We start from the raw sequence: 22,408 nt of genomic DNA, 5'->3' as shown, positions 1-22,408 counted from the left end.
GCCGACGGGCCCGTTGACCGTTCACAGGTGTTGCCGGGTGGCATACATCACTTCCGTCGCGCGGCCGTACCAACGGGTAGTCGTGCGCTCATAGGGTGACGGCATGATGGTCACTCTCGCGCTGATGATGCTCGGCGTGCTGGCCGCGGCAATGGCGCCACGGCTGATGGCCCGTTCCGACTGGCCCGACCGTGAGCCGGTGCTCGCCCTGTGGGTGTGGCAGTGCGTGGTCGCAGGTGTTCTGCTGTGCTGTCTGCTCGCGATGTCGCTGAGCGCGGCCGCCGCCTGGGAAGCCGTCCGCAGCCCGGTGTTCGGGTTCGCCCCGCGGGTCGTCGTCGAGGCGTATGCGCTCCAGACGCACGGGCCCTGGGCCGGGGTGCTGGCCCTGCTGCTGGCGGGCGGCGGGGCCTGGACGGTCTTCGCCCTGACCCGCGAGGTACGGGCGGTCCGGGCCCGCAGGCGGCAGCGGCGGGCCGAGCTGCTGCGCCGCGCGCCGTTGTTGCCCGGCGAGGAGCCCTCCGGAGAGCGTCTGGTCGTCCTGGAGGGGGACCGCCCGGAGGCCTGGTGGCTGTCCCACGCCTCGCCCCAACTGGTCATCACCACCTCGGCGTTGCGTCGACTGAAGGGTCATCAGCTCGATGCGCTGATCGCCCATGAGCAAGGCCATGCGCGGGCCCGGCACGATCTCCTGCTGTACTGCGCCTCGGCACTGGCCGCCGGTTTTCCGCAGGTCCCGGTCTTCGCCGCGTTCCGCGATCAGGTGCACCGGCTGGTCGAGCTGGCCGCCGACGATGTGGCCTCGCGCCGCTTCGGCCGCCGGACGATCGCCCTGGCCCTGGTCGAACTCAATGAGGATCGCGGGGTGTTCGGCCCCTGCCCGGCCCAGCTCGCCCAGGTACCCCAGCGGGTGGACCGGCTGCTGGCCCCCGCACCGCGCTTCACCCCCGCCCGCCGCCTGCGGATGACGGCGGTGGCGGCGCTGGTACCGGCGATCCCGCTGCTGGTGACCTTCATTCCCGGGCTGAGGGCTTTGACCTAGGGGCTGCGGGCCTTGATGTAGGGGGCGAGGGCCTTCACCTAGGGGGCGAGGGCCTCTACCTAGGGCTTTGTCCTAGGGGATGTCCGGTGGCGCCGCGGCCCTGCCGGTCCGCCGGACGGGCCCCGGCGCATGGTCTGCTCGCCCTGCGTGGCGGGTATCGGCGAGGATCGTGGTATGCCACCGACGCCGCGCCCCACCGTCCGGTCGTCCGCCGTGGACGACGGCCGCCGCCCCGCCGACACCGTGCGCCGGGTTGGCCCCCGTCTCCCGGCCCTGCTGTGTGCCGGCCTCTGCACGCTGGTCTTCGGCCTGCTGACGGCCCTGGTCGCGCTGCGCTGGGAACCCTTGATGGCGGTGGACCGTGCGCTGGCCGGGGCGCTGCACCGGACGGCGGTCGACGCGTCCGGCTGGACCCGGCTCAACCGGGTGCTCAGCGACTGGATGTGGGACCCGTGGATGATGCGCGCGGTGCTCGTGGTGGCGGTCGTGCTGCTCGTACGGCGTGGTGAGCGGCTGCTCGGGGCCCTGGTGGCGGGTACCGCGCTCGTGGGGGCCGGGCTGCAGCAGGTGATGAAGGCGGTGGTCGGCCGGGAGCGCCCGGTCTGGCCGGACCCGGTGGACACGGCGCATTACGCGGCGTTCCCGTCGGGGCATGCGATGTCCGCGGTGATCGCGGGCGCGCTGGTGCTGTGGCTGCTGCGGCTGGGCGGGGCCCGCCCGCTGTGGTGCTGGACGGCCCGGACGGTGGCCGTGGTCTCGGTCGCCGGGGTCGGCTTCACCCGGGTGTATCTGGGCGTGCACTGGCTGTCGGATGTCGTGGCGGGATGGCTGCTGGGCGGGGCGTTGGTGGCCGCGACGGCAGCGGCGTACGCCGGATATGCGCCCCGTAGGGGGAATGGGGGCGCGCGGTGGGCAGGAGGAGGGGCATGACGACCATTAAGGGTGTGCTCTTCGACTTCTCCGGGACGCTGCTGCGGATCGAGCCGGCCGAGTCCTGGCTGCGGGCGGCGCTGACCGCGTCCCGTACGACCATGGACGACGCCGAGATCGTCCGCCGGGCGGCCGCGCTGGAACGGGCCGGGGCGCTGCCCGGTGCCACCTCTCCCACCGAGATCCCCGATGCGCTGGCCGATCTGTGGAAGATCCGCGACCGCGACGCCCGCCACCACCGCGCGGTGTACACCGGCCTGGCCCGCCAAGTGCCGCTCCCCGAGCCGGAGTTGTATGACGCGCTCTACGACCGCCATATGACGGCGGCGGCCTGGCAGCCGTACCCCGACACGGCCGAGGTGCTGGCGGAACTGCACCGGCGCGGTATCCGGACCGGCCTGGTGAGCAACATCGGCTGGGATCTGCGGCCGGTACTGCGCGCGCATGGCCTGGACCGCTATCTGGACACCTGTGTGCTGTCCTACGAGCACGGCATCCAGAAACCGGATCCCCAGCTCTTCGCGCTGGCCTGCCAGGAGTTGGGGCTGGATCCGTCGGCCGTCCTGATGGTGGGCGACGACCGCACGGCGGACGGCGGGGCCACGGCGCTGGGCTGCGCCTTCCAGCCGGTGGACCATCTGCCGGTGGACCGGCGTCCGGACGGGCTGCGGCCGGTGCTGGACCTCGTGGGCTGAGCGAAGGCGTAGCAAGAGGGCCGCCCGTCCCTGGATACGGCACCGCCCCGGCCGGTGGGAAACCGGCCGGGGCGGCAGGGGCTTACCGCGGCTGTCGGGTCAGCTGAGGTTCGCCAGGGCCTGGTTGAGGGTCTTCGACGGACGCATGACCGCATCGGCCTTCGCCACGGCGGGCTGGTAGTAGCCGCCGATGTCGGCCGGCGAGCCCTGCACCGCGATCAGCTCGTCGACGATGGTCTGCTCCTGCTCGGTCAGCGTCTTGGCGAGGGCCGCGAACGCCTCCGCGAGCTGGGCGTCATCGGTCTGCTTGGCCAGCTCCTGCGCCCAGTACAGGGCGAGGTAGAAGTGGCTGCCGCGGTTGTCGATGCCGCCGAGCTTGCGGCTGGGCGACTTGTTCTCGTTGAGGAAGCTGCCGGTGGCGCGGTCGAGGGTGTCGGCCAGCACCTGGGCGCGGGCGTTGCCGGTCTTCTGCGCGAGGTGCTCGAAGCTGACCGCGAGGGCGAGGAACTCACCCAGGCTGTCCCAGCGCAGGTAGTTCTCCTTGACCAGCTGCTGGACGTGCTTGGGCGCGGAGCCGCCGGCGCCGGTCTCGAACAGTCCGCCACCGTTCATCAGCGGGACGACCGAGAGCATCTTGGCGCTGGTGCCCAGCTCCAGGATCGGGAACAGGTCGGTCAGGTAGTCGCGCAGCACGTTGCCGGTGACCGAGATGGTGTCCTCGCCGCGGCGGATCCGCTCCAGGGAGAACGTGATCGCGTCGACCGGCGACATGATCTCGATCTGCAGGCCGTCGGTGTCGTGCTCGGCGAGGTAGGTGTTGACCTTCTCGATGAGCTGGGCGTCGTGCGCACGGCCGGCGTCGAGCCAGAACACCGCCGGGTTGCCGGTGGCGCGGGCGCGGGTGACGGCGAGCTTGACCCAGTCGCGGATCGGCGCGTCCTTGGTCTGGCACATCCGGAAGATGTCACCGGCGCCGACGACCTGCTCCAGGACGGCGTTGCCGCTCTCGTCAAGGACCCGCACGGTGCCCGTGACGGGGATCTCGAAGGTCTTGTCGTGGCTGCCGTACTCCTCGGCCTTCTGCGCCATCAGGCCGACGTTCGGGACCGAGCCCATCGTGGACGGGTCGTAGGCGCCGTGGGCGCGGCAGTCGTCGATGACGGCCTGGTAGATGCCGGCGTAGCTGCTGTCGGGGAGGACGGCGAGGGTGTCGGCCTCGGCGCCGTCCGGGCCCCACATGTGGCCGGAGGTGCGGATCATGGCCGGCATGGAGGCGTCGACGATGACGTCGCTGGGGACGTGCAGGTTGGAGATGCCGCGGTCGGAGTCGACCATGGCGAGCTCCGGGCCCTCGGCGAGCTCGGCGTCGAAGGACGCCTTGATCTCGGCGCCGTCGGCCAGCGACTCCAGGCCCTTGTAGATGCCGCCGAGACCGTCGTTCGGGGTCAGGCCGGCGGCGGCGAGCGACTCGCCGTACTGGGCGAAGGTCTTCGGGAAGAAGGCGCGGACCACGTGGCCGAAGACGATCGGGTCGGAGACCTTCATCATCGTGGCCTTCAGGTGCACCGAGAACAGCACGCCCTCGGCCTTGGCACGGGCGACCTGCGCGGTGAGGAACTCGCGCAGCGCGGCCACCCGCATCACGGAGGCGTCGACGACCTCGCCCGCGAGGACCGGTACCGACTCACGCAGCACGGTGGTGGAGCCGTCGTCGCCCGAGAGCTCGATGCGCAGCGTGCCGTTCTGGCCGATGACCGTGGACTTCTCGGTGGAGCGGAAGTCGTCGACGCCCATGGTGGCGACGTTCGTCTTCGAGTCGGCCGACCAGGCGCCCATGCGGTGCGGGTTGGACTTGGCGTAGTTCTTGACCGACGCCGGGGCCCGGCGGTCGGAGTTGCCCTCGCGCAGGACCGGGTTGACGGCGCTGCCCTTGACCTTGTCGTAGCGGGCGCGGATGTCGCGCTCCTCGTCGGTCTTCGGGTCGTCCGGGTAGTCCGGCAGTGCGTAGCCCTGCTCCTGGAGCTCGGCGACGGCCGCCTTCAGCTGCGGGATCGAGGCCGAGATGTTCGGCAGCTTGATGATGTTCGCCTCGGGAGTCTTCGCCAGCTCACCGAGCTCGGCGAGGGCGTCGTCGATGCGCTGCCCCTCCTCCAGGCGCTCGGGGAAGCTCGCGATGATGCGACCGGCCAGCGAGATGTCACGGGTCTCCACGCTGACGCCGGCCGTCGACGCGTATGCCTGGATCACCGGCAAGAACGAATACGTCGCCAGGGCCGGGGCCTCGTCAGTGTGGGTGTAAATGATGGTCGAGTCAGTCACCGGGTGCTCCGCTCCACGTCTGCAACATTGCTCGACATCAAGATATCTCCTAGGCGGCCCCCTCTCGACAGGACCCCGCCCCGGGCAAATCCGGAGGAAAACGTTCCGACCTGTGCGACCGGCGAAAATCGCTTGTCCGCCCGGCGGGCCGCCTGGTCTACTCCCGGCATCCGCCGACCGGAAAAGGAGCCACACCATGCCAAAGGCACCCATGTCCATCCAGAAGGGAATTTTCATCGATCACAAGGACATGAGGCTTGGTGCACACGCTCAACCTGGGAGTTCTGGCGCATGTCGACGCCGGTAAGACGAGCCTGACCGAGCGGCTGCTGTACGCCGCCGGTGTCATCGACGAGCTCGGCAGCGTCGATGACGGCAGCACCCGAACCGATTCCCTCGCGCTGGAACGGCGGCGCGGCATCACCATCAAATCCGCCGTGGTCGCGTTCGCCCTGGACGGGGTCACGGTCAATCTGCTCGACACCCCCGGCCACCCGGATTTCATCGCCGAGGTGGAACGGGTGCTGAGCGTCCTGGACGGCGCGGTGCTCGTCGTCTCCGCCGTGGAGGGCGTACAGGCGCAGACCCGCGTCCTGATGCGGACCCTCCAGCGGCTGCGCATCCCGACCCTGATCTTCGTGAACAAGGTGGACCGGCGGGGCGCGGACGATGCGCGCGTGCTGCGGCAGATCGCCGACCGGCTGACCCCCGCCGCCGTCGCCATGGCGGCCGTGCACGGGGCGGGCACCCGCGAGGCGCGGGTCAGCGCGTACGGAGGGGCCGACCCCGGCTTCACCGACCGGCTGGCCGACCTGCTCACCGAGCACGACGACGCGCTGCTGGCCGCCTACGTCGACGATTCCTCGGCCCTCCCCTACGAGCGGCTGCGCGGGGAGCTGGCGGAGCAGACGAAGCGGGGGCTGGTGTATCCGGTGTTCTTCGGCTCGGCCGCCACCGGCGCGGGCCTGGAGGCGCTGATGGCCGGTCTCACCGAGCTGCTGCCCACCGCCGGGGGCGCCGCCGACGGCCCCGTATCCGGCACGGTTTTCAAGGTGGAGCGCGGTCCGGCCGGGGAGAAGATCGCGTACGTCCGGATGTTCTCGGGGACGGTACGGACCCGGGAGCCGCTGCCGTTCCACGGACCCGGCGCCCCGCGGCCCGATGCGGCCAAGGTCAGCGCGATCAGCGTCTTCGAACAGGGCGAGGCACCCCGCCGGGACGCCATCGGTGCCGGCCGGATCGGGCAGCTGTGGGGGCTGGGCGACATCAGGACCGGCGACACCGTCGGCACGGCGGAGGCGGATGCCGATCGGCCGGGGCTGACCCGCGGCGAGGGCGTGCTGGAGTGCGCCTTCGACGGATACCAGCCGGTGCGGGGCGAGGTCCCGGTCCGGTCGCGGACGGACCACGATCCGCTGCATCGGAAGGAATATCTGCTGAGGGTCGTGCGACGGGTTGCCGGGGGGCCGGAGGGGGGCTGAACGGCGGTTGACCGGGGCGGAACGGCGGCCTGGCGGTTCCTCACTCAGGCGTGGGGAACCGTCAGCACTCAGGCGTGGGGAACCGTCAGCCGGCCTTCGTCCCCTGCTTGCAGCCCGCGGCTTCGTAGCACAGCGGCACATCCGCGGCCTTCTTGCCGCCGCCGTCGACGGTGACGCCGAGCCCGAAGACGAGGAGGGCGCATCCGGCACCCACCACGATCTTGAGTCGGGAGTGCGCCTTCACCGTCGACCGCGCGGTCGACGGGGGCGCCAACGGGCGGATCTCGAACAGGTGGAGCACGAGCGGGTGGGACTGCTGACCGGAGGGCGCGGGCTGCGGCGAGTACGGCATGATCAATCCCCCTGGCATCTGGTGCTGGTGTCGTCAAGACCACCCAAGGCCGTTGAGGGTTGTATGGCCGGGCACCCGGGTGAGCCCCCGGCCGTTACGTCCCGCCGCTCCTGCGCCGGGCGGCCGCCGTTCAGGCCGGAAGGCTCCGGAGCCAGGTGGCGACGCCGTGGTGATGGCTGCATGTGCCCCGGCGGTGTTGGCTGTAGCTGTAGGTCCCGTCATTGCACTGCGCGGAGGCACCTGCCGGGGCCTGCGCTTGCTCCCTGCCACCGGAGGAGCCGGCATCGCCGGACGAGCCAGAGGTGCCGGAGCTATCAGAACTGCCGGAACTGCTGGAGCTGCCGGAGCTACTGGAACTGCCGGTCTCGGCCGGATCGTCCGTCGGCTCGGAGGGTTCGTCACCGTCTGCGGACTCCGCAGCGTCAGGATCGTCGCAGGTCTCGCTGGTCCTCACGACGGTGAACGTCAGCGTTTCCGAGTCCGCCATGAGCGTCCCGGCGGTCGGCTCCTGGTCGCATACCTGCCAGTTCCGGTCCCACACCTGGGTGCGTTGGCGGACGGACAGATCGCGGCTGTCGAGCAGGTAGAGGCCCCTGCCCTGTGCGTCGTCCTGCGCCTCCTGGAGGTTGCGCCCGGTGTAGTCCGGGACCGTGACGGTGCTGTCCTCGGTATCGGTACTGCTCTCGCTGTCCGTGCCGCTCTCGCTGTCGGACGCGCCCAATCCGTCTGCTGCGTCGGAGGCGTCCGACGTGCCTGGGATGCCTGGGGCGTCCGTCGCGTCGGACGCCTCGGAAACGGAGCTACTGGCCGACGACTTCGAGCCGTCGTCGCCGTCATCGCCGTCCATCAGGTTGACGCAGCCGCCCACCAGCAGCACGAAAGCGGCGATCACCGCGCAGCCGAGCCGGGCGTTCTTCTTCTCTTCCGGCCCCATGGGCCGTTGGGTTCCGGGCATGTGGTCCCCCTGTCGTACGACTGCGAGGGTGGCCGCGCCGCCGCCCTTCGGCAGCGGTGCGCTCTCTCCCCTCGCGTCGGGGCGGTCAGAAGTTGCCGTTGGAGAGCAGATCGCCCTTGTCGAACTGCGCCGGCGGCTGTTGTCCGGGCCGGGGCGGATGCTGTGGATAGGTCATGGTTCCCCCCAAGGTGTCTGGAACCGGGAGAGTACCGAGTGGTTGAACTTCGAAGTAGATGAAGTGAAGAACCTGTGATGATGTCGTGACCGAAAAGGGTGGGCCGAGTCGTCGGAGCGGGCGGTCAGGGCCTGTTGGGCGCAGCGGCGGCCAGGAGCTCCCTCACATGAGCTTTTATCGCCAAAGCCATGTGCGCGGCCATGCATCTGTGAATAGTCTGCTTTCGCAAGTCAGCACGTCATGAACAAAGTTGCCAGCCCGCTTGCGCAGCTCATGGATGCCACGTACAGGAGATTGCGGTGATTGCCCCTCCAGGTCGTATCGGGCTTTCGCCGGCGCGCTACGAGCCCGGCCGGCCCCATGGTCGTTCGCTCCGCGCGACGCGCTCCCCTACGTCGGCGGCCGCCACGGCGGACGCCCACCCGGAGGCCCGAACAGTGCCTGTTGAACACTCCCTTGTGTACGGTCCGGGACCGTTCCCCTCACCCGGGGGAACGCCGACGGGGCAGCCGTGAGACGCCAACCGGCATTCGACCGGCATCCGGCGCGGGACGACACCCAGTTGCGCGCGGTGGTGGAGGACGCCGCGATGGGCAGGTGGGAAGGCGCCCGGGAACTGCTGACCGCGACCGGGGCCGACTGGGACCGCCGTATCTTCCGCCTCCAGGTGCTCGCCCGCGCGGGGGCGCGGCTCACCTTCGCCGACACCTGGGCACAGGCCGAACCGCGTTCCCCGCACGCACTGGCACTCCTCGCCACCGTCCTGGCGCTGCGTTCGATGGCCGGCCCACGGGGGCAGAGCAGCGGCCCGGACATGGAACAGGCATGGGAGACCTGTCATGCCGCCGGTGACGCGCTGCCCGCCGATCCCACGCCGTACGTCGTCATGCTCGCCCTGCTGCGCTTCCACTCCCCCGCACGCGACCGGCAGTGGCGGGAGACGGTGCACAGCGTGTGGCGGGAGGTCGAGGAGCGCGACCCGTGGAACAGGGAGGCGCACCATGAGCTCCTCACGTACATGTTTCCCGACTGGCACGGTGTGGCGGGCGAGATGTTCCACTGGGCGCAGGAGCGGTGCGCCCATGTCCCCCGCGGGATGCCGTTGCACGTCCTGCCGCTGGTCGCGCTCGCCGAGTCGCACCGTACGCGGATGGAGAAGGAAGGGCACCGATACGGCCTGACGGTCCATCCGTGGACGGACAACCCGTCGACCCAGCAAGCCTGGGTGAACTGGTGGACCTACCGGGCCCCTTCGATGCCGCACGCCGCCTTCCATGACGACGCCAACTACCTGGCCCACGCGATGTCCTTCGCGAATCAGCACCGGGCGGCGGCCGAGGTGTTCGACGCCATCGGCCCGTTCGCCACGGATGTGCCGTGGAGCTATTGCGGAGACGCTCAGCAGCTCTTCGCCCGGCATAGGAAGTGGGCGGTCAAGGGGTCCGCACCGTAGCCACAGCCCCGGCCGATGTTGTTCCGCACGTCACCGCGCCACCAACAGGAGAAGGGCCCCGCCATGCCACTGGAGATTCCAAGCGTCACGCAGACGGAGGAGGAGCGCCTCGCCGAACTGGGCATCGCCCAGACGCTGGACCGCTCGATGTCCGGGCGGCAGAACTTCGCCGTCTCCTTCACGATCATCAGCATCCTGTCCGGCTGCCTGACCATGTACGGCTTCGGAATGAACACCGGCGGGCCGGCCCTGATCATGTGGGGCTGGGTGGTCGTCGGCCTGATGACGCTGTTCGTCGGCCTGGCCATGGCCGAGGTCTGCTCCTCCTACCCGACCTCCGCCGGGCTCTACTTCTGGGCGCACAAGCTCGCCCCGCAGCGGTCCGCTCCGGCCTGGGCCTGGTTCACCGGCTGGTTCAACACCCTCGGCCAGGTGGCCGTCACCGCCGGCATCGACTTCGGCGCCGCGTCGTTCCTCAACGCCTACCTGAACCTCCAGTTCGGCTATGCCGCCACCCCCGGCCACACGATCACGCTCTTCGGCGTGATTCTCCTGCTGCACGCCGTGGTGAACACCTTCCGCGTGCGGGTCGTCGGCTTCTTCAACACCGTTTCGGTGTGGTGGCATCTGATCGGTGTGGTGGTGATCGTCGGCGCGCTGCTGGTGATCCCCGACAAGCACCAGTCCCCCGCCTTCGTCTTCACCGAGTTCGTCAACAACACCGGCTGGGGCTCCGCGGTCTATGTCGTGCTCATCGGTCTGCTGATGGCGCAGTACACCTTCACCGGCTATGACGCGTCCGCCCATATGACGGAGGAGACGAAGAACGCCTCCGTCGAGGGGCCGAAGGGCATCGTCCGCTCGATCGTGGTGTCCTGGGCCGCCGGATTCGTGCTGCTCTTCGGTCTGACCTTCGCCATCCAGTCGTACACCGGCGCCCTGGAGTCGAGCACCGGGGTGCCGCCGGCGCAGATCTTCCTGGACGCGCTCGGCGCGACCACCGGCAAGCTGATGCTGCTGGTCATCATCGGCGCCCAGCTGTTCTGCGGGATGGCGTCGGTGACCGCGAACTCCCGCATGATCTACGCCTTCTCCCGCGACGGGGCGCTGCCGTTCTCCGCCGTCTGGCACAAGCTCCACCCGGGCACCCGCACCCCGACCAACGCGGTATGGCTCGCCGCCGGCGGCGCGTTCGTCCTCGGTCTGCCGTACCTCTTCAACTCGACCGCGTACGCCGCCGTCACCTCCATCGCGACGATCGGCCTCTACATCGCGTACGTGGTGCCCACCCTGCTGCGGCTGCGCCAGGGCGAGAACTTCCGGCGCGGCCCCTGGCACCTGGGGCGCTGGTCGAAGCCCGTGGGCCTGATCGCGGTCAGCTGGGTCGTGATCATCACGGTGCTGTTCATGCTGCCCCAGCAGAGCCCGGTGACCCTGGAGACGTTCAACTACGCGCCACTCACCGTGGGTGTGGTGCTGCTCTTCGCCGGCACCTGGTGGCTGGTCTCCGCCCGCAAGTGGTTCCTCAACCCGCAGCACTCGCGGGGCAATCCGTCGCAGAACTCGAAGGCGGAGCGAGCGGGTTCCGCCTCGGGCTGAGGGACGGCCCTTAAGGTCCTGTCGGCCTCACCGGACTCCCTGTTCGTCCTGTTCGCCGTTCGCCGAAGGGGTTTCCTTCTGTCGTTGATTGCCCGGCAAACGTTTGTTGATTGCCTTCGCGCATTCTTCGGCAGTAGGTAATTCGGGGGCGAGACGAGGAACACAAGTGCCGGATACACGTGTCACGGTCACGGTGCACGCGACCGACCCGCTCAGCCGGGCCGGAGTCGTCAGTCACCTTCAGCACCAGCCCACTGTCGAGATCGTCCAGAACCAGAGCGCGACGGCCACCAGACCGCGCGCGGAGCAGTCCGCGGACCAGGGGAGACCGACAGCAGGCGGTGGGGAGGCGGTCGGGACCGTGGCGATCATGCCCGTCGACCGGTTCGACGACATCGCCGCGGCCGAGCTGAGACGGCTGGTCCGGGGTGGTGAGCAGCGTGTGGTGCTGATCGCCCGGGATCTGCGCGAGCCGGAGCTGATGACGGCCGTGGAGTACGGCGTACGGGCCATTCTGTGGCGCCATCAGGCCACTCCGCAGCGGCTGTTGCGGGCGGTGCAGAGCGCGGCGCGCGGCGAGGGCGATCTGCCGCCGGACCTGATCAGCACGCTGCTGGCACAGGTGGGGCAGCTGCGGCGGTCGGTGGCGACCTCCGCCTCCGTGGGGTTCGTACCGACGCTCGGAATGGCGCCGCGCGAGGTCGATGTGCTGCGGCTGATCGCCGAGGGGCTGGACACCCGGCAGATCTCCGAGAAGCTCGCCTACTCCGAACGCACCGTCAAGAACATCCTGCACGCCCTGATGACCCGGCTGCAGTTGCACAACCGCGCACACGCCGTCGCTTACGCGCTGCGCGAGGGATACATCTGATGGGGACGGAAGCGGGCACGGGTGCGGGTACGGGTGCGGATGTGGAGATGGGTGCGAGTGCGAAAGCAAAGGGTGGAGTGGTGAGGGAGTTGGCGGAGGACATGCGGGCGGCAGGGCGCCGGGCGGGGGAAAGCGCGTGATTCATGAGGTCGATGAGGCGGTGCGGAGGGTGCTGCGCGGCGGGGTGCTGCCGGACGGCGCCGGGGAGGTCGCCTTCGAGGCGCCGACCCGCGACTGGGCGGCGCGACGCAACGCCCCCACCCTCAATGCGTATCTCTACGACATCCGCGAGGACGTCGCCCGTCGCGAGCGCGGGACGATCGCGGAACGGGACGCCACCGGAGTGGTCGTACGCAGACGCCAGCCGCACCGCTGGTTCCGGCTGTCCTACCTGGTCACGGCCTGGACCACCCGTCCGGAGGACGAGCACCGGCTGCTGTCCGCCGCGCTGGGGTGTCTGCTCTCGCACGAGATCCTGCCGGCGGCCGCGCTGCCGGACGCGCTCCGTGCGCTGGAGGTGAGCATTCCGCTCATGGTCGCGGTGCCGCCCCCCGAGTCCCGTTCGATCGCCGATATCTGGTCGGCGCTCGGCGGCGAGCTGAAACCGTCCCTGGATGTGGTGATCACGGTGCCCTTCCCGGTGTCGCCGTCGTACGACGTGGCGCCGCCGGTCACGGAGGGCGCGGTCGCGGTCGTGCGCGGAATCGATGGTGTCCCCGGCGACTCGCAGCCGAGGATGCTCCGGTCCGCCCCGGGCGCCGCGCCGTCCGCAGGGGATCAGAGCGAGGAGAAGCGGTGAGCGGCGCGACGGTGGGCGAGACGCCCGCCCGCGCACTGCTGCACCGGCTGGCGGAGCTGCGGGAGCGGGTGGCCGGGCTGGTCGAGCGGCGCAGTGCCGACGATCCGACGGCCGCGGACCCGCTGCGCGGTCTGTATGTGACCCCGGAGGCCGCCCGACGGCTGGCCGCGCAAGCACCGACGGAGGGCATGGGCGAGCCGTCCACGGGACAACCCTTCGCGGTTACGGACGAGCGGGACGCGGCTACGGCCCATACGGGCGGCTCGGCTGAGGAGGCACCGGGCTGCTTCGCCCCCTCGGACCGGTCGGTGGCGCTCGCCCGGCGGTTCGGGCTGTCGGCGTTGGACCTGCGGATCCTCCTGGCCGCGCTGGCACCCGATGTGGACCGGGGCTTCGAGCCGCTGTACGGCTACCTCAACGACGATGTCGGGCGCCGCCGAGCCACGGTCGCGCTGACGCTGGACCTCGCGGGCACCGGCCCGTACGAGCCCGGGGCCCGCGCCCGCTTCCACCCCGCCGCGCCGCTGCTGTCCGGTGGCCTGCTCGTCATCGAGGACGAGGACCGGCCCCTGCCGGGACGGGCGCTGCGGGTGCCGGAGCGGGTGGTGGCCCATCTGCTGGGGGACGACGGTCTCGATCAGGAACTCAGCGCCGGTGAGGTGGAGTTGCTGCCGGTGCTACAGCCACCCGTCAGCCGCACGGCAAGCGATGGCCCTACCGAGGAGGAGACGTTCGCCGGGCGGCTCGCCGCGCTCGCGGGCGGGCGGTCGCTCGCCGTGCATCTGCGGGAGCGTCGGCCCGGCACCGCCGCCGAACCGGTGACCGACGGGCTGCGGCGGGCCGGTCTGCCCGTGCTGCGCTATCGGCCGGACGGCCGGCGCGATGACGGTGTGGGCCTCGCGGCCGCGCTGCTGCGGGAGGCGCGGCTGCGGCGGGCAGCGCTCGTCGTCGGGCCACTGCCGGAGCGGCCCGATGGGCTCGTCCGGGCGCTGGCGGGCGGGGAGGTGCCGGTGGTCTTCATCGGCAGTGAGCCGTACGACCCGGGCTGGGCCCCGGATGCCGGGCTGTTCGCGCTGGACGCGCCGGTCGGCGGGGCGGCGGCGGACGAGGTCTGGAGCAGCGAACTCGGCGCCGTGGAGGCCGGTTTCGACCTCGCTGCGGCCGTTGCCCCGTACCGGCTGGGCGCCGCCCAGATCCGGCGGGCGGCCCGTGCCGCCACCGCCCTCGCCGCCTTCGACGGGACGCCGGTCACCGCGGCGCATATCCAGCAGAGCGCGCGTCAGCAGTCCGCGCCGCTGCTGGACCGGCACGCGCGGCGCGTACGGCCCGCCGTCGGATTCGACGGGCTCGTCCTGCCGCCCGAACCGCTGTCTCTGCTCCAGGAATTGGTGCAGCGGGCGCGGCACCGGGAGAAGGTGCTGGGTGAGTGGCGGCTGCGCACCGGCGGTGGGCGCGGCAGAGGCGTGGTGGCCCTGTTCGCCGGGGAATCCGGTACCGGGAAGACGCTCTCCGCGGAGGTCGTGGCAGGCGAACTGGGCCTGGATCTCTATGTGGTGGAGCTGTCGGCGGTGGTGGACAAGTACATCGGGGAGACGGAGAAGAACCTGGAGCGGATCTTCTCCGAGGCCGACCGCACGGACGCCGTACTGCTCTTCGACGAGGCGGACGCCGTCTTCGGCAAACGCTCGGAGGTCAAGAGCTCGCACGACCGGTACGCGAACCTGGAGAGCGCCTACTTGCTCCAGCGGCTGGAGGCGTTCGACGGGATCGCCGTGCTGACCACCAATCTGCGGGCCAACATCGATGAGGCGTTCACCCGGCGGCTGGACCTGGTCGTCGATTTCCCGTTCCCGGACGCCGAACAGCGGATCGCCCTGTGGGGTTCCTGCCTGGCGGCCACCCCTTGTGCGCAGGATCTCGATCTCGACGTCTGTGCCAAGGAGTTCGAGCTGTCCGGTGGGGCGATCCGGTCGGCCGCGGTGACCGCGGGCTATCTCGCGGCGGGGCGCGGCGGACCGGTGACGGCGGCGGATGTACGGGCCGGGGCGCGGCGCGAGTACCGCAAGATGGGGCGGCTGGTGCCGGACGCGTCGCCGTTGTGGGACTGAGGCCCGTGCGGGACTGAAGCGGGTGCGGGACGGAGACCGGTGCGGGACGGAAGCCGGTGGGGCCGGGGCCGGGCGGGATGGCAGCCCCTGCCCCGGCCCCGGCCCCGGTGCCTCACTGCCCGTCGGCGATCTTCCAGTCCTGCCGGGGGTTGGGCCCGTCGGTGCACTTCCAGGACACTGCGCCCTTGTCGTTCTGCAGATCGGTCAGGCATTCGTCGTTGCGCGTATTGACGATGCGGGTACGGCCGTTGCCCGCGTCCTGCAGCCGCCACTTCTGCTGGGGCGGCAGCTTGCCCGACTCCAGCAGTGCCGGGTCGGCCGTCCAGAGCTCGACCTGGTTGGAGTTCTCCTGCAGCTGGGCAACGCTGCCCGGGGCGCTGCCCGACTCCAGGGCGACCGTGTTGTCCTCGGCGTAGTGGTGGATGGTCCACCACTGGTTGCGGCCGAACTGGTCACCCGTCCACTCGGGGTTCTGGCCGATCTGCGTGCCGTCCGCCTGACCGCCCTGGTTGGCCTGGAGGTACCAGCCACCGTTGGCGTCGGACCGGATGGTCTGCTGCTGCGGGCCCTGGTCCTCCCCGCCACCGTCACCGGGCGGCTCCTCGGGGGCCGGCTCCTCCGGCTTCTCCTCGGGCTTCTTCTCCTCCGGGGGCTTGGACGGCGCCGGAGCGGACGGCTTCTCTTCCTTCTGCGGGAGCTTGTGGGACTGGCCGACCTTCTCCCGCGCGCTCGTGGACACCTTGGGATCGGTTCTGAGCCACAGCATCAGGAAGGCCAGCGCCGCCGCGAGCAGCAGCGACAGCACCACCATCACCCAGCGCGGCAGCACCGACGGCTGGAGGTAGGTGCCGCGCAGCTCGGTCGGCTCCGGGGTACCGGCTCGCTGGAGGGAGACGGTGAAGGGGTGCTTGGTGACCCCGCCGACCCAACTCACCGCGCCGGGGCGGATATCGAGCTTCGCGAAGGCGGCGCGGCCCGGCGCGACCTGGACCGAGGTCGGGTCCGGCTCGACGGTGAGGGCGTCGCCGTTCTCGCGGCCGGAGAGGGACACCGTCAGCGGCTGGTTGCCGAGGTTGTCGACGGCGGCCGACGCCTTGGCGCGCCAACGGCCCCGTACGGTCAACGGCACCAGCTCGGCGCGGAGTTCGGTGAACCCCCCGACCGTGACTTGTCCCTCGACGACATCGCGGACCTCCGGGTGCTCCTTCGGCTCGACGCGGATACCGAAGGGCGTCGGACCGGCGACGGCGTCCGACGTACGCGGGGGCGCGAACTCGATCTGCGCCGTGCCCTCGGCTCCGGGGTACAGCCGCAGGACGTCCGGCTGCACCTGCGTCCAGCCCGCTGCGTCGCCGGCCGGCCGGAGCCGGTACTCCTCCACGGTGTCGCCCGTGTTGCGTACCCGCAGCCTTACCCTCGCGACGGAACCGGGGTCGACGGTGATCGCGGCCGGTTCCAGTGAAGTCCACATGCTCACCAGGGCAGTCAACCGGCTGCGCCGGGCCCGGTCAGCGTGCGGAAGGGCAGAACCGGGGGCAGAGTCAGATGCCCTTACGGCTCCTTGGGGCGAGTCGCGCCCCGCAGGTGGCGCCCGAACGGCGGCACGCGGCCGAGGCAGCGAACGCCGTCCCCGGGGCGGCGAACGTTGTCCGGCCGCTCCAGGAACCACCGACGACGGGCCGCCGGCCGCCGCGCAGGCCCGTACCGCCCCCGCGCGCTCGCCGCACGGACGAGGGCCAGTTCGTGCGCGTCCATGGCGCTGACCAGATCGCTGTCCATGCCCATGCCCATGCCCATGTCCTTGTCCTTGTCCTTGTCCACGTCCATGGACGACGCATGGTCCGGGCCCCGGCTCTCCCGTAGCGCGGTCTCTGCTGGCCCGTATGGCCCGGTGCCCTGGCGCGAGTCGCTGAGCAGGCGCTGGGCATGCGCTGCGGCTACGTCGTCGCCGTGCCGCTGGGCATGGTCGAACAAGCGGCGCTGGGCCGCCGCCCGCTCCTCTGGGCTGTCATGGTGCTCGCCCAGCCGACGGGCGAACAGCCCGACCAGGTCGTGATAGCGGTAGCGGTCGTCGCCGTGTGCCTCCAGGAGCCCGGCATCGACCAGCGTCTCGACCGCCGCCTCCGCCTCGTCGTCGGTGGTGTCCAGCATTGCGGCCGCGGCGGCCCGGCAGAACGTCGGCAGGCCGCCCAGGGCGAGGGTCCGGAAGGCGTGGGCGGGGCCGGGGTCGAGCGCCTCGTAGCCGGCCCGGAAGGTCGCTTCCACCGCCAGATCGCCCACCCGCAGCTCGTCCAGCCGCCGCTCCTCGCTCAGCCGGGACACCATCCCGGCCGTGGTCCGGCCCGGCCGGGACGCCAGCCGGACGGCGGCGATCCGCACGGCGAGCGGCAACCCGCCGCAGGCGGCGACCAGTTGGCGGGCGGCTTCCGGCTCGGCCGCCGCCCGCTCCGCCCCCACGACCGCACCGAACAGTTCCAGCGCCTCCGCTTCGTCCATCACTTCCACGTCGACCTGGTCGGCCCCGGGCAGCGCCAGCGTCCGCGTACGGCTGGTGACCAGCACCGCGCACCCCGGCACCCCGGGCAGCAGCGGCCGTACCTGTGCACCGTCGCGGGCGTTGTCGAGGAGTACGAGGATCCTGCGGTCGGCGAGCAGCGAGCGGTACAGGGCGGCCTTCTGCGCCAGCCCGTCCGGTACGGCGCCCTCCGCGACGCCGAGCGCGCCCAGGAAGTGCGTCAGCACGGCACCGCTGTCAGCCGGAGCCCGGCCGGTGCCCTGCAGATCCGCGTACAGCTGCCCGTCGGGGAAGCGGGCCCGTGCGGAGTGCGCCACATGCAGGGCCAGCGCGGTCTTGCCGACTCCGCCGAGGCCACTGAGGGTGGCCACCACCGGGGCCCGTGCGCCGTCCGCACCGCGCAGCGTCGTGGCCAGGTGGGCGACGGCCTTCGTGCGTCCCGTGAAGTCGGCTATGTCGGAGGGGAGTTGAGCTGGTACGGGCGAGGGGCCGCCGAAATCCGCGGGGTCCCGGGCCGGGCGGGAGGGACGGGCGTGATCACGGGCGGATCCGGAACCAGGTCCGGTAGCGAGGCCGGAACCAGGGTCGGTAGCGGGGCCAGTGCCGGTAGCGGGGCCGGTGGCGGGGCCAGTACCGCGCCCGGCCCCCGCCGCGGGCGCAGAACCGTGACCCGCCGACCCGTCGCGCAACTCCTCGTACTGGGCCCGGAGTTCAGGACCCGGCTCCGTGCCGAGCTCGGCGTCCAGGGTGCGACAGGTCGCCGCGTACACCGCGAGGGCCTCCGCCTGGCGGCCCGCGCGGTGCAGGGCCAGCATCAGCAGGGCCTGGGGCCGTTCGCGCAGCGGATGTTCGGCGGCGAAGGCGCGCAGCCCGGCGATCGAGTCGCCCATCGGCTCGGCGTGTCCTCCCAACTCCACTACGCAGCCGAAGAGTTCCTCCTGGGCGGTGATGTGCAGTTCGGTGAGCCGGTCGCGCTGCCGCTGGGCGTACGGGCCGGGCAGTCCGGCCAGCGGTACGCCCTCCGCGAGCGCCAGCGCTCCCCTCAGCTGTTCGTACGCGCCCGCGGCGTCGCCCGCCCCCCGCAAGCGGCGCGCCGTACCCAGCCGCTCCTCGAAGCCGGCCGCATCCAGTGCCTCACCGGGGACCCGTAAGGCGTAGCCGCCGCCCGAGGACACCAGCAGCTGCCCGTCTTGCCGGGGCAGCCGGTCCGGCTCCAACAGGCCGCGCAGCCGGGAGATATATGTCCGTACGGTGCCCACGGCCCGGGGCGGCGGCCATTCGTCCCACAGCGCGTCCACCAACTGCGGTACGGAGACGGGCCGGCCGGCGTGCAGCAGCAGCACCGCCAGCACCGCGCGCTGCTGGGGCGGGCCGAGATCCACCGGGCGGTCTCCGGTCCAGGCCCGCACCGGGCCGAGCACCTGAAACCGCAACCGGCCGGCCCGGTCGGGACTGCCCGCCCGCACCGCACTTTTTGGCTCATTCGCGTCGCAGCGCACCGTCTGCTCGCTCCCCCGCCCCTGTCGACCTGTCACGCCACCCCTTCGGACCAGCGCTGATGTTCCGGCCGTACCAAAAGTAGCCCAGCATGCGGACAGCAATTTCAGGAAAACGGCTGATACTGGCCCAACGGCAATTCCCGCCTCTTTCTCCGGCCGACAAGGCTCCATTCCGGTATTCACCAGCATTCACCAGCGTTCATCGGTGTCCGGCAGGGCAACCGTGCTGCCCGTTCGGACCCCCTTCCGGCTCTGGAGGCAATCGGCGCTGCGGCCGAAAATCGGCACTGGGGGCCGTGCCCCACGGACCAGACGGACCACCGGCCGCCAGAACGGAGCCCTCGTGCACGCACACGAACGGCGGGCCACGGGAGGGGAGTCGGCGCCACGCACCGCGCCCCGCGGACCCGAGCGCCCGCGCATCCCCTCCTCAGCCCTGTCCACCCATGGGCCGGAGGCGCTGCGCACCCTCCAACGGACGGCGGGCAATGCCGCGGTCGCCCGCGCGCTGGCACCGTCGCCGGAGCAGGCCAGAGAACCCCAGCACCAGCACCAGCACATACAGCGGTACGCCGAGGGAGAGGCCGCCCACGGTTTCGACAAGGTCTCCGCACACGGAGCCATCGCCATCCGGGGCCGGCAGGAGGCATACGCCGACGCGGACTTGATCACCGCCGCCGCGCACAGCCTTGACGCCCAGGACCGGGTGCCGATCACCCTGGAGCGCGGGGCGGCGGTGCAGGTCGGTGACCGCACCCTGTACCGGGTGCTGCCCGTGTACAAGGACACGGCCAGGGCCGATGCCGCCGTACGGGCCGCCGGCCGGAACCCGGAGGGGGCCGGTCATGAGCCGGTACGCGGGGACACCGCGGCCGAGCGCGAGGACAAGCGTGCCGCCTACCTGAAGTCCCTGACCGACCCGCCGGAAGTACGGCAGCTCGTCAACCTCACCCAGCGCATCGTGACGGCGCTCAAGGCGCGGGCCGAACCGCGCAGCGCCACCGTCGACGGTCTGCGGGCCGAAGCGATGAAGCTGGCGGTGGCCACGATGGGCGGCGGCTGGGTCGCCGCGCGGTTCCCCTACCCCGAACGCACCGGCCGGGAGGGGCTGACCGACCTCGCCGTCCTCATGCCGGGCCTGACCTCGGAGTTCCTCGCCGGTCTCCCCGCCGTCGAGAACCAGGAGGCCCAGGTGCACGAGCTGCTCATCACGCTCCCCAACGACTGCCAGGCAGCGGCGGCCCAGCTCATCGGCAGACCGGCGGACGGCGGCCTCAGCGTGCGACGGGACGCGCCCGCCGTCGGTGAGAACCACTTCGTCGATCTGACCGGCGCGGCCCCGGACGGCTGGGCGAACCACTTCGCCGCCGTCATCCTGCGCGACGGCCCCGACAGCCTCACGTACGAGGCCGCCGCCGACCGCACCAGTGCAGTGCAGCACGGCAAGTCCCTCGGCTACTTCGCGCTGTACGGCCGGGCCGGGACCGACCAGTCCTTCGACACCGTCATCCGCGCCCAGAACCAGGCATACGCGGAGCGGTCGGCGCCTGCCACATGACCGAACGGGCAGCGCGCTCTGCCCTCGACGGCGCCCGTTCGTCTCTACAGCCGTGCCCGCCCGTAGGCCAAGGTCGAAAGCGTAGGGCGCAGAAGCAGTAGCAGCAGGCAGCACAGCAGCAGTGATCAGCAATGGCCGGGAGCGGTCAGCAGGGTGATGGGGGAGGAACGTCGTGCGGGCACAGGAGCAGCAGCCCGGCTCGGGGAGCGAACGCCCGGGGGCGGCCCGCGCCGCCCGTACCGCCTCCTCCCCCGCATCCGAAGCGGCCCGCCAGGCGGCGGCCGGCGGGGCCGAGCGCCTCACCCCGGCCGCGGCCGCCGCCCTCCAACGGGCCGTGGGCAACGCGGCGTTCTCGGCCGCCATGGCCGATCAGGAGCAGCACCGGCACAGCGCGGGCTGCGGACACACCGCACCCTCCAGCGTGCAGCGCTCGGCCGTCCACGAGGTGCTGCGCGCACCCGGCCGCCCGCTCGACGAGCCGGTCCGGGCCGATATGGAGAGCCGCCTCGGCGCGGACTTCTCCGATGTACGCGTCCACACCGACACCTCCGCGCACACCTCGGCCGAGTCCGTCAATGCCCATGCGTACACGTCCGGTTCGCATATCGTCTTCCAGCGCGGCCGCTACAACACCTCCTCCGCGGCGGGCCGCCATATGCTCGCGCACGAGCTGACCCACGTCATCCAGCAGCGCAACGGCCCGGTCGCGGGCACGGACCGCGGCGACGGGACGAAGGTCAGCGATCCGTCCGACCGCTTCGAGCGGGAGGCGGAGGCGAACGCCAGCCGGGCACTCTCGGCGAGTGTGCAGCGTGCGGCCGACACGGAAGATGTGCAGCGTGCAGCAGCCGATACCGCTGACGTGCAGCGCGCGGCCGCCGATACCGCGTACGCCCCGGAGCACGGCGCCACGACGGGCGGGGACCGTCCCGTCCAGCGGACTTACAAGATGGCGAACAAGACCGTCAAGGCCGCTGACGATGTCCTCCCCGTCGACGCCCTTATCGCCAAGGGCAAGGCACGCCACGCCCGGTGGGACGACGCGTTCAAGGCCAAGGTCCGGGACGAACTCGTCAGGATGGCGAGCGATGAGCGGGACCTCGGCCGATGGGGGTCGTACGAGGAGCTGCTGGACTTCGCCGAGCGGCGGGTCCGGGAGGCAGCGGCGGCCGACCTTCCGCCGGTGGTTCCCACCGCGATCAGGACCGGTTCGCCGGACCCGGATCAGCAGGAAGTGAAGCTCTCCGAGAAGGAGCAGATCCACCGCCTCGCCGAGGTCCGCCGACGGCTCTCCTCGCGCGGGACGGAACAGGATCTGGACGGGTTCCGCAACCGCCAGAAGATGGTGAACCCGTTCACCCATAAGCCGACCGGAAACGCCTACTCCATCGGCCATACCGGAAACTTTGTCCTGGGCGGCCCGCAGGAAGGCGAGTACGACGTACTTTTCGAACGCGCCGGGAACAGTACCGGCCTGTCCGACAAGGAACTCGCCAAGCACTTCATCCGGGCCCTGACCGAGCCGGGATACGACTTCGAGGGCATGAGCGAGGACGGGCGTAAGTACTGCGCGAAGATTGTCGCCATCATCCAGGGCGCCGAATTCCGCCGTGCCGCGGCCAACCCGACGGTGGCCATCGCCGCCTTCAACCAGGTCGTCAGCGGCGAATCCAAGAGCCTGCACGAGGCACTCAACAGATACGCCATCTTCGCCAAGGCCAAGGGGAATTCCGCCACCGGCGGCTCCAAGGACTCGCAATTCCACCGTGATCCGGATGTGGACCAGGAAGACGGCGACTTCAAGAAACGAGCGCTGAACGAGTACCAGGCACTCGCTCAGCTGGTCTCCGTCAACGGCTTCGACCCGAGCGATGCGGAGGAGTTCTACAAGGGGTGCGACAAGATCGCGGCCACCTCGATGAGCTCCTTCACCGCCACCTTCGAGTACCAGATGCCCTGACCCGCATCACCAGCAATGCCCTTCTCTTCCCTCCTCCGATCTCCTGTTCTCTTCATCACCGGCACACCACACCAGAAACCACCGAACCGGCCAGTTCGCA

15 protein-coding genes and 1 pseudogene are annotated in these 22,408 nt (G+C 71.1%); 11 read left to right on the top strand and 5 right to left on the bottom strand.

The features are described from left to right. The first annotated feature begins 103 nt into the window (after positions 1-103). The 3 genes from STRTU_RS30440 (at position 104) to STRTU_RS30430 (ending at position 2,664) form a co-directional block, all read left to right on the top strand. Positions 104-1,039: a M56 family metallopeptidase gene (locus STRTU_RS30440; protein ID WP_159748127.1), complete on the top strand. Its 936-nt coding sequence runs from the start codon at positions 104-106 to the stop codon at positions 1,037-1,039. Positions 1,040-1,213: 174 nt separating this feature from the next. Further along, positions 1,214-1,969, top strand: coding sequence for a phosphatase PAP2 family protein (locus STRTU_RS30435; protein ID WP_159748125.1), 756 nt, complete (start codon positions 1,214-1,216; stop codon positions 1,967-1,969). After that, positions 1,966-2,664, top strand: a complete 699-nt coding sequence (locus STRTU_RS30430; protein ID WP_159748123.1) for an HAD family hydrolase — start codon at positions 1,966-1,968, stop codon at positions 2,662-2,664. Before STRTU_RS30435 ends, STRTU_RS30430 begins: the two co-directional genes overlap by 4 nt. A gap of 99 nt (positions 2,665-2,763) precedes the next feature. Here the strand turns inward: STRTU_RS30430 and STRTU_RS30425 are convergent, their stop codons facing one another. Then, the gene (locus STRTU_RS30425) at positions 2,764-4,983 is read right to left on the bottom strand and encodes an NADP-dependent isocitrate dehydrogenase (RefSeq protein WP_159748121.1); all 2,220 of its coding nucleotides are present in this window, start codon (positions 4,981-4,983) and stop codon (positions 2,764-2,766) included. Positions 4,984-5,243: 260 nt separating this feature from the next. On the opposite strand from STRTU_RS30425, the pseudogene STRTU_RS30420 reads away from it, so the two are divergent. Then, positions 5,244-6,290 (top strand): annotated as a pseudogene (locus STRTU_RS30420) (GTP-binding protein); the annotation flags it as partial. A 259-nt stretch (positions 6,291-6,549) separates the two neighbouring features. Here STRTU_RS30420 and STRTU_RS30415 read toward each other — a convergent pair. Together STRTU_RS30415 and STRTU_RS30410 are read right to left on the bottom strand one after the other, a co-directional pair. Beyond that, complete coding sequence (locus STRTU_RS30415; RefSeq protein ID WP_159748119.1) at positions 6,550-6,816, bottom strand: hypothetical protein; 267 nt, start codon at positions 6,814-6,816, stop codon at positions 6,550-6,552. Positions 6,817-6,946: 130 nt separating this feature from the next. Continuing rightward, positions 6,947-7,771 (bottom strand): DUF3761 domain-containing protein, encoded by an 825-nt coding sequence (locus tag STRTU_RS30410; RefSeq protein WP_246241525.1) that lies wholly within the window; start codon positions 7,769-7,771, stop codon positions 6,947-6,949. Between the two features lie 686 nt (positions 7,772-8,457). Between STRTU_RS30410 and STRTU_RS30405 the strand changes: the two genes are divergently transcribed. The 5 genes from STRTU_RS30405 to STRTU_RS30385 all read left to right on the top strand — a co-directional run bounded on the left by STRTU_RS30405 (position 8,458) and on the right by STRTU_RS30385 (position 14,776). After that, positions 8,458-9,399, top strand: a complete 942-nt coding sequence (locus STRTU_RS30405; RefSeq protein ID WP_246241524.1) for a hypothetical protein — start codon at positions 8,458-8,460, stop codon at positions 9,397-9,399. Between the two features lie 63 nt (positions 9,400-9,462). After that, positions 9,463-10,998 carry an amino acid permease gene (locus STRTU_RS30400; protein ID WP_174879000.1) on the top strand — a complete coding sequence of 512 codons (1,536 nt, stop codon included), beginning with the start codon at positions 9,463-9,465 and terminating at the stop codon, positions 10,996-10,998. A 166-nt stretch (positions 10,999-11,164) separates the two neighbouring features. Beyond that, complete coding sequence (locus STRTU_RS30395; protein ID WP_159748117.1) at positions 11,165-11,869, top strand: response regulator transcription factor; 705 nt, start codon at positions 11,165-11,167, stop codon at positions 11,867-11,869. Positions 11,870-12,005: 136 nt separating this feature from the next. Then, a complete protein-coding gene (locus STRTU_RS30390) occupies positions 12,006-12,668 on the top strand; it encodes a Pvc16 family protein (RefSeq protein ID WP_159748115.1) in 663 nt (220 codons plus the stop codon). Further along, positions 12,665-14,776, top strand: coding sequence for an ATP-binding protein (locus tag STRTU_RS30385; protein ID WP_159748113.1), 2,112 nt, complete (start codon positions 12,665-12,667; stop codon positions 14,774-14,776). Before STRTU_RS30390 ends, STRTU_RS30385 begins: the two co-directional genes overlap by 4 nt. A 112-nt stretch (positions 14,777-14,888) precedes the next feature. Here STRTU_RS30385 and STRTU_RS30380 read toward each other — a convergent pair whose 3' ends face one another. Beyond that, entirely contained in the window at positions 14,889-16,247 is a 1,359-nt protein-coding gene (locus STRTU_RS30380; RefSeq protein ID WP_269777408.1) for a hypothetical protein, read from the bottom strand. 80 nt (positions 16,248-16,327) lie between these two features. After that, positions 16,328-18,826 carry an AfsR/SARP family transcriptional regulator gene (locus tag STRTU_RS30375; protein ID WP_159748109.1) on the bottom strand — a complete coding sequence of 833 codons (2,499 nt, stop codon included), beginning with the start codon at positions 18,824-18,826 and terminating at the stop codon, positions 16,328-16,330. 307 nt (positions 18,827-19,133) lie between these two features. Here STRTU_RS30375 and STRTU_RS30370 point away from each other — a divergent pair, with 307 nt between their 5' ends. Together STRTU_RS30370 and STRTU_RS30365 are read left to right on the top strand one after the other, a co-directional pair. Further along, complete coding sequence (locus STRTU_RS30370) at positions 19,134-20,348, top strand: hypothetical protein (protein ID WP_159748107.1); 1,215 nt, start codon at positions 19,134-19,136, stop codon at positions 20,346-20,348. A gap of 172 nt (positions 20,349-20,520) precedes the next feature. Next, positions 20,521-22,308, top strand: coding sequence for an eCIS core domain-containing protein (locus STRTU_RS30365; RefSeq protein WP_371873691.1), 1,788 nt, complete (start codon positions 20,521-20,523; stop codon positions 22,306-22,308). Positions 22,309-22,408 lie beyond the last annotated feature (100 nt).

This window comes from Streptomyces tubercidicus, from assembly GCF_027497495.1.
In the GTDB taxonomy this organism is placed as follows: domain Bacteria; phylum Actinomycetota; class Actinomycetes; order Streptomycetales; family Streptomycetaceae; genus Streptomyces; species Streptomyces tubercidicus.
This window is presented reverse-complemented; position numbering and strand designations above follow the sequence as displayed.